The organism is Cellvibrio zantedeschiae (assembly GCF_014652535.1).
In the GTDB taxonomy this organism is placed as follows: Bacteria; Pseudomonadota; Gammaproteobacteria; order Pseudomonadales; family Cellvibrionaceae; genus Cellvibrio; species Cellvibrio zantedeschiae.
On sequence record NZ_BMYZ01000001.1, the window covers coordinates 2,378,544 to 2,391,562 of the forward strand.

Genomic DNA, 13,019 nt, shown 5'->3' on the forward strand with positions numbered 1-13,019 from the left:
CGCAAAACTATAATCAAAAGACAGGACGATTTTATGGAATTATCGCTATCACAAGAACAGCAAAACGAAATGCGTCACGCACATTATGAAGGCGCTCTCGGAATTTTAGTATCGGGTTTGGTGTGGATATCAGCCGCGCTTGTGTGCTTTTTTATTGGAGTACATGAGGCGGTTTGGACTTTGCTCATCGGCGGCGGATTGATTCATCCGATAAGCATGGTTGTGACCAAAATGCTGGGGCGATCTGCCAAAACGAGCAAAGCTAATTCGTTAAATCAACTGGTAATGGCATCAACAATTTGGCTTATCCTTTGTTGCGCTATGGCTTATGGCCTGTTTGTTCTGAAACAGGAATTATTTTTCCCGGTAATGATGGCCACTATTGGCAGCCGCTACCTTATTTTTGCAAGTATTTTTGGCCGACAAATTTTTTGGATTATGGGCGCAAGTCTTATTGTCGCTGCAAATCTTATATTTTTTTCTGGTGCCGCACCTGTTGTTGGCGCAGCAGTTGGTGGGCTGATTGAAATTTTTTTTGCTTTCTTTGTTTTCTCAAAGGCATCCAAATAAAGCCATGGACTTTTCCCGCTCAAACAAACGGGCTTTGTAAACTTTTATCAATTCATCCTTTACATTTTATCGCCTTATAGTCATTTTGATCTCAAGCTTGCATCTGCTAGCATTTTAAAAAATGTTCTACATAAAGAGGCTAAGAGTGAACTCATCTTTCAAACGATTGCTAACAACCGCCCTGCTGTTATGCGCAACAATTGGGCTTTTGAGTTGTGCCGCGCCATCTTCAAAACATGCACAGCAAAAAGTCATTCACCCTTGGCAGACGCAGGAGATTGTTTTCCGTGCGGAAAAGCCCTACCAAAATTATTACACCGATGTGGATATGTGGGTTGAGCTCAAAGGGCCAAATTTTGATAAGCGGGTTTATGGTTTTTGGGATGGCGAGAACCGCTATGTTGTGCGCCTGGTTGCAACCGCGCCGGGCGAATGGAGTTGGCGCAGTGGCTCTAACCGCACAGATGACGCAGGCCTGAATGGTCGCACTGGCACATTTACCGCCATCGCCTGGACTGCGAAAGAAAAGCAACAGAATCCCAACCGCCACGGTTTTGTTCGCGTGTCATCCAACGGACATGCGCTTGAGTATGCGGATGGCGCGCCATTTTTTATGGTGGGCGATACCTGGCTTGCTGGCACCACCTGGCGCTTGCCGTTTCGCAATGCACCGACTTCAAATGATTACCAACCCGGCCCAGGTATTGGCTTTGAAGATGCCGTAGCCTTTCGCAAAAAGCAGGGCTTTAATTCAGTCAGTATGATTTCTTCTTTCCCCAATTGGGATGCGGATGTAAACCCGAGCACCCATGCAGACCCGAGCGGTATTTATTTAAGAAATGCCTGGGAAAAATTTGGTTACGATGTTTCAAGTGGTGAGGGAACCGATGCATCGGGAGGTGTGAGTTATTGGGGTTCGTTCACTGCAAAAAGTATGCGTGACGAATATGGTCACCTGCCCTTCGCTATGTCTGCACAACACAAAGGTGTTTCGGATTTTACGCGGATCAATCCTGCTTATTTCAAAAGTCTTGATCGCAAAATGGAATACTTATCCCAACAGGGATTTGTGCCTTTGTTAGAAACAGTGCGTCGCGATGTTGGCCCTTCATGGAATGCTTATTTTAATTTCAACGAAACTTTTTCACGTTACATGCAATATATTGTCGCGCGTTATGGTGCAAACAATTTGGTGTTTAGCGGTATTCATTTGGATTGGATTCCAAAAGAGTTCAGCCTTACCGCGGCACAATTTAATGAGGCACTTACCTATCACTTAAAAAAATATGGCCCACCACCGTTTAACCAACCGGTGACAACGCTTATTGACCGCTCTACCTATGAAGCCTTTGGCCATGGCGATAAAGTGCCCTGGATGACTATGCACAGCGTGGGCAATAAACCGCGCGATCATCGCGTGGGCGAAGCATTGGAAACAGAATTTAAACTAACGCCCGCCTACCCCACCATTAATTTTGAGCCCTACTACACTGGTTGGCTTCATTCCATTAATAAACCTGCCGGTGAAGAACCGCCTGCAAATTCTGCGCGGGATAATTATTTCGCGCGTGCACAAATGTACGGCTCTGTGCTCTCGGGCGGACTGTCGGGCCATGTGCACGGCACTGCTGCTTATGACATAACGTCTACCGGCGAACCCGCTGGCGCACGTCCGCACTTTTGGGAGGCAATGAATTACGAGTCCGCCAATTACATGCAATATTTAAATGCGTTTGTGCAATCTGAAGGTCGCCGCTACCAGGATTTATTATTGGCATCTAACCAGATCCAGCCACGCAAAGCAGTAGGCAGCCCCGATGATGGCCTTGATGGTTGGTCTTACATGATGCGCACAGCAGAAAAAGATTTTGCGCTGCTATATTTTGAAAATAAATCAGCATTGCCAAAGCTAATCGGATTTGCTCCCGACAAAACTTACACCTTAAAGTGGTTTGACCCGATGAATGGTGAATGGCAAAAAGCCATTTCGATAAAAGCAGATGGTGAAGGTACGCTAAGCTTGCCGAGCTTTCCACAAAACGAAAAAATTGCCAGCCGCGATTGGGCTGCAAAAATTACACTTTAAAAAATGCGCAGCAAGAAATGATTCTCGCTGCGTAGTTTAATCTTCTCTGTTGCAGGTATTGTCAACTTAACTTTCCACTATACCGTTTCAGGGCTAACCCAAATAGACCTAAACAACATAAAATAAAGGTTGATGGTTCGGGAACTGCTACCCTGTCAATTTCCACATCCAATCGCGCATCTGCTAGCCATAAGTTATCGGTGTAGGCAACAAACCAGGTAGACATTTCACCGGAAAGATCCAGGTTTTGTCTGCAGATTTCTTCGCCGTCCACGTAGTCAGAGTATTGGCATGTATATGTTTTTATCCAGGATGATTCAAAGGTAAGCGGGCCGGTATCTATGTCGGCGTAGACAGCCCTGCCATCAAATATCCACGAATAGAAAATAATAAATTCCCAAGTGCTCATATCTTCCCAATGTTCTAAATCTTCCTCTGTCTGCACAATTTCACGGAAATTAAAACTGAGCTTGATGTTGGTGATGGTATCAGTGAGGTGGTTGTAACCTTGATTTGCCAAATTGAAATTAAAGCCAGCTGTTCGGCCGGACACAAGTGGTGCGTTGAATTCACGCACATCGCTTAACAACAATGCATTGGCAGAGGATGCAAATGTAAAAAATAAAAAGACCAAAACGATTTTTAAAAATTGCATAAATAACTCCCGCATCATTAATCAAGCGACAATAATTGGACTAAGGCGACAGACTGTTTTGAGAAAAATCCAATTCAATAAACAAGCAGCTCGCATACCAAAATTATGCGAACCTTGCGAATCAAGATCTTATAATGAGTGGCGCTTAAGACTTATCGAACCATGTAAAGCTCTTCGACAATCTGCTAATTGAAGGAAATTAAATTTGTTTTGTGTCATTAGCCGACAAATGCAATAATCAATGCCGAACCACAAAGCAGTAAAGCCTAACGATTAACGAACCAACTTCTTTAATTAACCTGGGGTATGCTACATGAGCCAAACAATCGTAATAAAAATACGCGCCATAAAAAACCGCTCCTTAAAACTATCCGGCTTGTTGCTGGGCTTAATCGGTTTAATAGTTGTTCCTGCCCACACCTTGGCAAATGTGGAAAAAAGCTGTTCCATAAAATTGCCCGACATTCATTTTACAAAATGCCTGAATGATGCGGATAAAAACGCTTCCACTGCTGGCGGCGTGGTTACACTAAAAAGTGATGCCAAAAAAGATTTCTTTAACGATCCCGATGGCAAGTTATCCAATAACAATGCCCCAGTATTATTAGCAAAGGTAGACAATACAAAGCCTTTCACCTTGACAACAAAAGTCAGCCCCGAATTTAAAGAAACCTATGATGCAGGTGCTCTTTATATTTTCCTTACTGAAAAGCTCTGGCAAAAATTTGCATTTGAAAGAGACGAGCGCGGCACCACAAGAATTGTGAGCGTAAGAACGATTGAAACATCCGATGACAACAATCACCAGCCTATAGGTTCCAAGTCGGTGTATTTAAAAATTTCGTCGGACACGCAAACAGTAGCTTTCTATTTCTCTGAGGATAAAATCAAGTGGAACCTCGCGAGGCTTTATAAAAACTCCTACCCCGCTACCATATGGGTGGGAGTGAGCTCACAATCACCACTTGGCAATGGCAACGCCACGCAATTTGAAAGCCCTTCATTAATTGGTGAAAGCGTTAAAGATTTTAGAATGGGAATTTGATCCCCCGGATATCAGCGATTAAAACGCGGCGCGATTTGGCCGCGTTTTGTGAAGAGATGGCAACCAATGAACGAACAAGGAATTATAAAAATAAGACATGCAAATGCCGGAGACATGGGACAATTGTGTGCAGCAAGAAATACAGAAAATTTATTCAGGGAATATCTCCACGAATGTGATGGTGAAAAAGCCTGCTTTTTGGTCGCAGAGCTAGCAGAAAAAATCGTTGGGTTTGGCCTTGTCTATGTAGATGTTACAAAAAATGGAAAAAGAAAATCTCACTTGCCAAAGCTAAGCGATCTTTTTGTTATTGAAAAATATAGAAGGAAGGGAGTAGCAACTGCATTAATCCAGGCAAGAGAGGCAATTGCAAAACAATACGGGCACGCTCATATATTCGTTAGCATAGATCCTGATGAAAGCACCGAAATGATCGCGCTGGCAAAAAAGCTGTCTTACCTGCCTTTGCAAGCGCAACCTTATGCTGCTGTCGCAACCTATCACGACTCGCAGGGACATTCTTATGAAAAACAATATTTCAGGCTGGACTTCAAGAAGAGCTTGATCTGAATTAGCAACCCCCATAACAGCTCTGTACAGCAAGTGTACGAATGTTTAAATAATGTGCAAATGCTGTAGAATCCCGCACAACTTGTATTACAATCTTCTTATACGCTTAATAAGCGTGCCATCAAAAGTACAACTAATGCTGGTAAAGCGAGCCCCTTTAAACACAGCCAGACGAAATACCACACGGAAGTCATTACCACCCAAAAAATGTCTGAAAGGACGCAATTACGAAGTCATAACAACCTTTTCTTCGAATAAAAGAGCTTCCCATGAAAAAACTTACGCGCCTTACAGCCCATTGTTTATTAGTTGCAGGATTAGTGGCCGGGCTATGCCTTAGCGCATGCAACCCGGCATCTAACCAGCACCCCCAAAAGCCGATTGTAAAAACAACTTACGGTTCTATTTCCGGTAGTTTTGAAGATGGCGTTTTCAGCTTTAAAGGTATTCCTTACGCAAAAGCTGACAGGTTTATGCCGCCACAAGCACCAGATTCCTGGGAGGGTGTGCGTGAGCATACCAAGTTCGGACCTATCGCTATGCAGGTGAATGCCTGGTCACCAGAAACAGCGATGAACGAGCAAAAATTATTTACAGTGAATGTGTGGACGCGCGGCATCAATGACGGCAAAAAAAGGCCCGTGATGTTTTGGTTGCACGGTGGAGGCTTTAGCGTAGGTGCGAGTGATGATCCAATTACCGATGGGAAAATGCTCGCACAAAAAGGCGATGTTGTTTTGGTTTCTGTAAACCACCGTTTAAATATTTTGGGCTTTTTGGATTTATCGGCTTACGGTGCGCAGTATGCTAATTCGGCAAACGTTGGAATGTTGGATACTGTAGCCGCACTTGAGTGGGTTAATAAAAATATCCGCAATTTTGGTGGTGATCCTAAGAACGTGACTATATTGGGTGAATCCGGCGGCGGTGGAAAAGTGGGGACTTTATTATCCATGCCTGCGGCAAAAGGTTTGTTTAACAAGGCGATTATTCAAAGCGGCGCTTTATTAAATGTAACCACCAAAGAAAAATCGCTTCAAATCGGCAAAGCACTTGTGGAAACCTTGGGTCTTAACAAAGACAACATTAACCAAATTAATAATATTCCTTACAAACAATTGGTTGAAGCGGGTAATAAAGCGCTGGAAAAAACAGTTGGTCTGAGAACACCAGGTTCTATCACCATGGTTGGATTTGCGCCTGTGCCCGATGGAATAAATTTATTACAACAACCTTTCACACCAGATTTTGCTGATATATCTAACGACATTCCTTTATTAATTGGCACCACATTGAATGAGTTGGTAAAAACGGCTTACGCGGAAAAAAATCTGACGCTGGACGAAGCCAAAAAACGTTTAACAAAAACCTACGGCGACAAAACTGATACCTATGTCAAATTGTTTGAAAAAGCTTACCCGAATTACACACCGCAAGATTTGGTATCCATAGATACACTCTTCCGCCCCAACACTATAGTGACGGCAGATGCACGTTCCGCTAAAACAAAAGCGCCGGTTTATACTTACCTCCTGACATGGAAAAGTGATGTTGATAACAACACCAAAGGTTCTTTCCATGGCTTGGATATTCCCTTGGCATTTAAAAATATCGAGTTGGGCAAACACTGGACTGGCACCAGCGATGAGGCTAAAAACCTCGCCGAAAAAATGAGCTCTGCATGGATTAATTTTGCGAAGACCGGAAACCCTAACGATAAATCTTTACCAGCGTGGAAGCCCTACTCGCGCGAAAATGGCGAAACCATGATTTTCGATAAAGAACCCAAAATCCTTAACAACCACGACAGGGAATTAATGCAGCTGATTAAATCAGTTCGTTAATTTAATGTTTAATTTATAACCATAGGAAAATCAAAATGAAAACAATAATACATGCACTTTTACTTTTTGTTTTATCGCTTGCAGTTCCCTCTTTTGCGCAAGAAAGTGCTTCTCGCGTGGTTGAAAATGGCGGAAATGGTAAGTACAGCGCATTGATGCTGACCGATGCTTCGCTGCCAACACACACGATTTTTAGGCCAAAAAATATTGATGGCTTCAAAGGTAAAAAAAGTCTGCCATTGATTGTTTGGGGTAACGGCGCTTGTTTTGATTCACCCTTTGAACACGTTAACTTTTTAAATGAAATTGCATCGCACGGTTTTATGGTGATTGCCACTGGCACCATGCCAAAAGAATCTGGCGAGCAAAATAAAGAGCGTTCAGCTGCATCGAAATTGCGCAATGCAATTGATTGGGCGATTGCACAAAACGGTGATAAGGATAGCGCTTACTTCAAAAGAATTGACACCAAACATATTGCTGTTGCAGGCATGTCATGCGGTGGTTTACAAGCATTGGAAGTTGCGCCAGATCCACGAGTTTCAACTTTACTTGTTGCTAACAGCGGTATTTTTATAGATCCCATTCGCGGTAACGCTATGCCTAACATGCCGCAGCTGGACAAAACCCATTTAACCAAAATCCATACACCTACCCTCTATTTACTCGGCGGCCCTTCGGATATCGCCTATAAAAACGGCATGGATGATGTTGCAAAACTTAATCACGTTCCTGTGTTTGTAGGCAATTTGGATGTTGGACATGGCGGTACTTACGCCAAACCTAATGGCGGTGATTTTGCCAAGGTAGCGACTGCCTGGTTTAGCTGGAAATTAAAAGGTGATAAAAAAGCGAGCAAATTATTTACTGGTGACACACCCGACATTACCAAAATGCCAGGCTGGAGTTTTGAGAAAAAGAATATGCAATAAGTGCATATAAAAGCAGACCTGGCGATTGTGATAATAGCCAGGTCTAACTTTAGAGGTTTATGTTCCGCGTTTAAAAACAACAATGTTTTTTCTTCATGTAATCCTATGTAAAAAGACGTGAATATTTATGGATTAAAAGCGTAAATAAGCACGCAATAAGTATCATTTTAGAATGCTTACATTCAGGCCTAATCACACAACTGGCTTAGTGCCACAACAGAATTACATTACGAGAGAGAGAACAACATGTTGAGACTCAAAACCCTTGTCGTCACTATGGCACTCGCTACCAGCCTTGTTGTCGTGACGCCAGTCTTGGCTGCAGATGCCACTACAAATACAAAACAAACTGTTACGGCTCCCCGTTTGGACGATGGTGCAGGCGCCTATAAAACCGGTCACTACGCCAACTTATTTGTTGAGCGCTTGAACAAAACACCAGCCGAAACCCATGAACGTATTGAGCAGGCATTCCAAAAATTCTTTCATGGAGATGGCCAGGAAGAACGCGTGTATTTTGAAACGGGTGCAAATGAAAACGGCCCGCTGGCTTATATCACCGATTGGGCCAACAACGATGCGCGCAGCGAAGGCATGAGCTACGGCATGATGATTGCCGTTCAGCTGGGTAAAAAGCGTGAGTTTGATGCAATTTGGAACTGGTCAAAAACCTACATGCTTAACACAGATCCCGCGAATCCATCGCGTGGATATTTTGCATGGTCCATGAATACTGATGGCACTCCGCGTTCAACCAGTGCAGCTCCCGATGGTGAAATGTATTACGCCATGGCGTTGTATTTTGCGGCGAACCGCTGGGGCAATGGCAAGGGAATTTATAATTACAAAAACGAAGCAGATATTATTTTGAAAGGCATGCGTCATCACGGCATTTTAACGGGCACTACACCGTTCCGTGTGCATGCGGGCGCTCCTATTCCGGTTGAGCCGAGCGGCGGTTGGCCAAGCCCTAACAATCGCGCCGATCAAGCCAAGGCCGTAAAAGAAGGCAAGCCATGGCCATTGTTTAAACGCAACAATGCTCCGCGTCAGGTGAGTGTTGGCCCCATGGTGGATGAAGAGCACGCGATGATTCGCTTTGTGCCTGAAACGAATTTGCCGGGTACAGATCCTTCTTATCATTTACCCGCGTTTTACGAATTGTGGGCGCGTTGGGCTCCAAAAGAAGAACGCGAATTTTGGGCACGCGCAGCTGCAGCAAGCCGCGATTTATTTCACAAAGCAGCTCATCCTGAAACAGGCCTTTCACCCGACCGCACTGATTATGACGGCACGCCGTCAATGGGTTGGGATGGCAAACCAAGCATTTATGCATACGACAGTTGGCGAACCATCAGCAATATGGCGGTGGATTACAGCTGGTTTAAAAAAGACCCACGCCAAACAGAATTGAGCGATCGCTACCAAAAGTTTTTATTCAAACAGGGATTGAGTAGCTTCGCGGATAAATATTCTTTGGATGGTAAACCCGCTTCTGATCGCCATTCAGTGGGTATGTTGGCGGCCGCGGCGGCCGGCGGTTTGGCTGCAACACCGGGTGAAGTCTCTGACGCGTTCCTGAAAGAATTCTGGGATACGCCAATGCCCGTAGGTGAGCAACGCTATTTCGATGGCATGTTGTACATTTTCAACATGATGCATTTGAGTGGCGAGTTCCGTGTAATAGAGCCACGCGCTAAGGTTAAGTAAAACTCATCGCGGAGCGCCTGTAGGAGGTGCTCCGCGATCCATACCTGCCAGAGCCTTGCCCCAGTAAGACCATAGTTTTTACCCCACTTCGCAAGGCTTAATTTACTCCATTCGATTGATGCACATATGACATGCATCAATTGTCCACCAATAAAAAGTCATACAATATTATCATGCTAATATAGCGAAAAATATTTAAACAGATAAAACAAGCAGAGGGCCAAATGATGAAATACAACAAAGGTTTAGCAGTACTCGCTTTGGTGATGCCAGGCATGTGCTTTGCTCAAACAGGTGAAAAAGTACTCGAGGATTTCAAGCCATCCACAATGAATCAACCCGGTAAGGAATACCCGCAGGTGAACTCCCAGGGTTATGCACGCTTCCGCGTAGAAGCTCCAGACGCTAAAGCTGTAAATGTAAGCCTTGGCTTGGGTGGGAAAGGTGGTACTGACCTGACCAAGGGCGCAGATGGCGTATGGACCGGGACGACCGCAGGTCCAATGGATGAAGGTTTTCACTATTACCACCTCAAAGTAGATGGCGGAATATTTAATGACCCGGGCGCGCAGAACTATTACGGTTCCATTCGCTGGGAAAGCGGCATTGAAATACCTGCACACGATCAGGATTTTTATGCAGTTAAAAACGTTCCTCACGGTCTTGTGCACGAAGTTCTGTTTCCATCTGCAAGCACCAACTCAACCAAACGCGCCTTTGTTTACACTCCACCAGGCTATGAAAAGAATGACAAGAAGCGCTACCCGGTGCTTTATTTGCAACACGGTTGGGGCGAAAACGAATATGCGTGGATGAACCAGGGCCACGCCAATCTGATTCTCGATAATCTGATTGCGGAAGGAAAAACCAAACCTTTCATTATTGTTTCAACCTACGGCATGACCAACGAAGCCAAGTTTGGCACCATCGGATCATTTGATATCAAGCCATTCCAAACCGTGCTCATCAACGAATTAATTCCTTATGTTGATTCGCATTTCCGTACCCTGTCTGACCGTAAAAATCGCGCAATGGCGGGCCTTTCTATGGGTGGCATGGAAACCAAAACCATCACTATGGCCAACCTGGATAAATTTGCTTACATTGGTTTGTTTAGCGGTGGCTCGTTCAAAATGGACGATGTAAATGCAACTCCCGGCTTTAAAGAAAAAGTGAAGTTGGCATTTGTGAGTTACGGCAGCCGCGAGATGATGGATGAGCGTATGCGCAGTTTTGTTGGCGACCCGAAAGCGAATACCGAAGCCTTAAAAGCAGCTGGCATTAATAGTGTGCTTTACGTTTCGCCAGACACAGCCCATGAATTTTTAAGTTGGAGACGTAGCTTGCGCGAGTTTTCGCCATTATTGTTTAAAGATTAATGAAACCTGTTTTCAGTGCGCCCAAACGCGCACTGAAAATTAATTGCATACGCCCTTTCCCGCCCTTCCCATAATCTTCACCTTGGATTAACGACAGGATTAAATTCAACGGCAAAGCCTATAGACTAATGCCAGCCGCCAAAGCTACATTAGCACGACTATTCCCCAAGGCCGTGGTTATGACCGATTTGAGTTACCTGCTCCAAGAATCCACCAATAAATTATTGGATTTGGTTAAAAATGCTGCGCCTGATATGCCGCATTTGCCAAATGATTTTGCCCTGTCCCAAGTTATTGGCGTAAGCCGTACAACAGTGCGCACAGCCGTTACACACTTGTGTGAGAAAGGTGTCTTAAAGCGCGAAGGAAATGTAAAAACTATTTTAAGAGCGCCGGAACCAGCAGATTATTTTGATATCAGTAATGAGCCCTCCACCAAAGAAGAACAATTTGAAAAATACTTTTTATCACTGATCAGTTCTGGCAAGTTGTTACCCGGCGACCGCTTCTCTGAATTAGATTTAGCAAAAAAATCTAATTGCATCACCATTACGGTACGGGAATTTTTAATTAAGTTTGCACACACAGGTTTAATTAAAAAAAACCCAAGAGCGCAATGGCAGATGGTTGAGTTTGATGTTCAATTTGCCGAAGAACTGATTGCGTTTAGAAAAATTTTGGAAATGGCATCAATTCGCGCCTTACTGGAAAGACCTGTTGATGACCCGGTGTGGAGTGAGCTAACTGAATTATTAAACGAGCACAAAGCACTGCTTGCAGATATAGAAAATAAATTTAACGACTTTCCCGCATTGGATGCTCGCTTGCATAGGTTAATTCAAAGTGCTTCCGGAAATCGTTTTATCAACCAATTTTTCAACATAGTGACTTTTATTTGCCATTATCATTATCAATGGGACAAATCAGACGAGAAGGAACGCAACGCTATTGCTGTCACTGAACATATAAATTTATTAAATAATTTATTGTCACGGGATATCGGAGGTTCAGTAATGAGTTTGGAGAAACATTTGAATACAGCTCAACGAACCTTAATGCGCTCTGCTCATGGCCTAAGTGACTAACCTTAAAAAATGTTCTATTAATCCAATGTAACTATTGCCTTGATTAAAGAATCTTGCTCTCCCAGCCACTGCGGTAATTTGCTGGGCAAATCCTTTAACTCTGCGGTGTGGGTATTCAGCAAATCAATTGGAATTTTTCCATTTTTAATCGATGCGATAACATGATTAAAATCTTGCTTGGTTGCGTTGCGGCTTCCAATGATTCGCATTTCACGAGCATGGAAAAATGGATCATCAAACGTAATTTGATCTTTTACGACACTGATAAATACGCAACTACCACCGTGGGCAACATATTTTAAGCTCGCCTCCATAGCACGCTTGCTACCAGTCGCATCAAGCACCACATCAAACATATCGCCATTGGTATATTGTGCAATTTCTGCATCAGTATTAGCGCCCAGCACGAAACCTTTAGCTCCCTTTACGAGAGAAGCAGCTCCTGCAATTCTTGCCGCGTTTACATCCAAAATGGCAACCGAACCACCTGCAATTTGCGCAAACAGCGCCGCACCTAAACCAATGGGCCCTGCACCAACCACTAGCACCCGATCACCCGATTTAATTTCACCACGCCGTACGCCGTGCGCACCTATGGACAAAAACTCCACCATTGCTGCTTGGGCAAAACTCAAATCATTTGCCGGGTAAAGTTGGCCTTCGGGAATTATAATGAACTCTGTCATGCCGCCATCAGTATGTACGCCAAGTACGCGAATATTCGTGCAGCAGTTTGGTTTTTCTTTCCGGCAGGCAACACAACTTCCGCAGGGCAAATATGGGTTAACAATCACGCGATCACCCAAGGTTAATGCCGAGCCTGCATTCACTTCCACCACTTCGCCTGATAACTCGTGCCCCATCACGCGAGGGTATTGGAGAAATGGATGGGAGCCTTCGTAGATATGAAAATCAGTGCCGCAAATGCCGATTGATCGAACCTTGATTTTCGCCATTCCGGCTGCAAGCGCGGGTTCGGCCCTATCCTCAAGCGTTAATTTTCCAGGCTCCACACACACAACTGACAACATATCTCTTCCCCAAAGTTGCAGCCGAACCAAAACTTGAATGTCGACCGTAGTTTAAAATCAACATTTAAAGTTCAAGCGCCCTCCTTGTCAATGATTTTTATATTTAATATTC

At 44.2% G+C, this 13,019-nt stretch carries 11 protein-coding genes; 9 read left to right on the plus strand and 2 right to left on the minus strand.

The genetic code is table 11. The annotated features are described in order from the left end of the window. The first annotated feature begins 33 nt into the window (after window positions 1–33). Window positions 34–570, plus strand: coding sequence for a DUF7010 family protein (locus tag IE104_RS10545; RefSeq protein ID WP_189418090.1), 537 nt, complete (start codon window positions 34–36; stop codon window positions 568–570). 145 nt (window positions 571–715) lie between these two features. After that, window positions 716–2,656 (plus strand): apiosidase-like domain-containing protein, encoded by a 1,941-nt coding sequence (locus tag IE104_RS10550; RefSeq protein WP_229837779.1) that lies wholly within the window; start codon window positions 716–718, stop codon window positions 2,654–2,656. A gap of 61 nt (window positions 2,657–2,717) precedes the next feature. Here IE104_RS10550 and IE104_RS10555 read toward each other — a convergent pair whose 3' ends face one another. Continuing rightward, window positions 2,718–3,311, minus strand: coding sequence for a PEP-CTERM sorting domain-containing protein (locus IE104_RS10555; RefSeq protein ID WP_189418092.1), 594 nt, complete (start codon window positions 3,309–3,311; stop codon window positions 2,718–2,720). A gap of 430 nt (window positions 3,312–3,741) precedes the next feature. On the opposite strand from IE104_RS10555, the gene IE104_RS10560 reads away from it, so the two are divergent. The 7 genes from IE104_RS10560 (at window position 3,742) to IE104_RS10590 (ending at window position 11,876) form a co-directional block, all read left to right on the plus strand. Beyond that, the gene (locus IE104_RS10560) at window positions 3,742–4,356 is read left to right on the plus strand and encodes a DUF1349 domain-containing protein (RefSeq protein ID WP_229837827.1); all 615 of its coding nucleotides are present in this window, start codon (window positions 3,742–3,744) and stop codon (window positions 4,354–4,356) included. Window positions 4,357–4,422: 66 nt separating this feature from the next. Next, entirely contained in the window at window positions 4,423–4,926 is a 504-nt protein-coding gene (locus IE104_RS10565; RefSeq protein WP_189418096.1) for a GNAT family N-acetyltransferase, read from the plus strand. Window positions 4,927–5,195: 269 nt separating this feature from the next. Continuing rightward, the gene (locus tag IE104_RS10570) at window positions 5,196–6,770 is read left to right on the plus strand and encodes a carboxylesterase/lipase family protein (RefSeq protein WP_189418098.1); all 1,575 of its coding nucleotides are present in this window, start codon (window positions 5,196–5,198) and stop codon (window positions 6,768–6,770) included. A 35-nt stretch (window positions 6,771–6,805) separates the two neighbouring features. Continuing rightward, a complete protein-coding gene (locus IE104_RS10575; RefSeq protein WP_189418100.1) occupies window positions 6,806–7,702 on the plus strand; it encodes a poly(ethylene terephthalate) hydrolase family protein in 897 nt (298 codons plus the stop codon). 246 nt (window positions 7,703–7,948) lie between these two features. After that, window positions 7,949–9,412: a family 8 glycosyl hydrolase gene (locus IE104_RS10580; RefSeq protein ID WP_189418102.1), complete on the plus strand. Its 1,464-nt coding sequence runs from the start codon at window positions 7,949–7,951 to the stop codon at window positions 9,410–9,412. Between the two features lie 224 nt (window positions 9,413–9,636). Then, window positions 9,637–10,791, plus strand: coding sequence for an alpha/beta hydrolase-fold protein (locus tag IE104_RS10585; RefSeq protein WP_189418103.1), 1,155 nt, complete (start codon window positions 9,637–9,639; stop codon window positions 10,789–10,791). A gap of 179 nt (window positions 10,792–10,970) precedes the next feature. Next, a complete protein-coding gene (locus IE104_RS10590; RefSeq protein ID WP_229837780.1) occupies window positions 10,971–11,876 on the plus strand; it encodes a GntR family transcriptional regulator in 906 nt (301 codons plus the stop codon). A 17-nt stretch (window positions 11,877–11,893) separates the two neighbouring features. Here the strand turns inward: IE104_RS10590 and IE104_RS10595 are convergent, their stop codons facing one another. Then, a complete protein-coding gene (locus IE104_RS10595; RefSeq protein ID WP_189418105.1) occupies window positions 11,894–12,907 on the minus strand; it encodes a zinc-binding alcohol dehydrogenase family protein in 1,014 nt (337 codons plus the stop codon). Window positions 12,908–13,019: the final 112 nt, after the last annotated feature.

Coding starts and splice junctions, on each gene's coding strand:
- IE104_RS10545 (WP_189418090.1), top strand. CDS start 34: ATGGAATTATCGCTATCACAAGAACAGCAAAACGAAATGCGTCACGCA.
- IE104_RS10565 (WP_189418096.1), top strand. CDS start 4,423: ATGAACGAACAAGGAATTATAAAAATAAGACATGCAAATGCCGGAGAC.
- IE104_RS10575 (WP_189418100.1), top strand. CDS start 6,806: ATGAAAACAATAATACATGCACTTTTACTTTTTGTTTTATCGCTTGCA.
- IE104_RS10585 (WP_189418103.1), top strand. CDS start 9,637: ATGATGAAATACAACAAAGGTTTAGCAGTACTCGCTTTGGTGATGCCA.
- IE104_RS10580 (WP_189418102.1), top strand. CDS start 7,949: ATGTTGAGACTCAAAACCCTTGTCGTCACTATGGCACTCGCTACCAGC.
- IE104_RS10570 (WP_189418098.1), top strand. CDS start 5,196: ATGAAAAAACTTACGCGCCTTACAGCCCATTGTTTATTAGTTGCAGGA.
- IE104_RS10555 (WP_189418092.1), bottom strand. CDS start 3,311: ATGCAATTTTTAAAAATCGTTTTGGTCTTTTTATTTTTTACATTTGCA.
- IE104_RS10595 (WP_189418105.1), bottom strand. CDS start 12,907: ATGTTGTCAGTTGTGTGTGTGGAGCCTGGAAAATTAACGCTTGAGGAT.
- IE104_RS10590 (WP_229837780.1), top strand. CDS start 10,971: ATGACCGATTTGAGTTACCTGCTCCAAGAATCCACCAATAAATTATTG.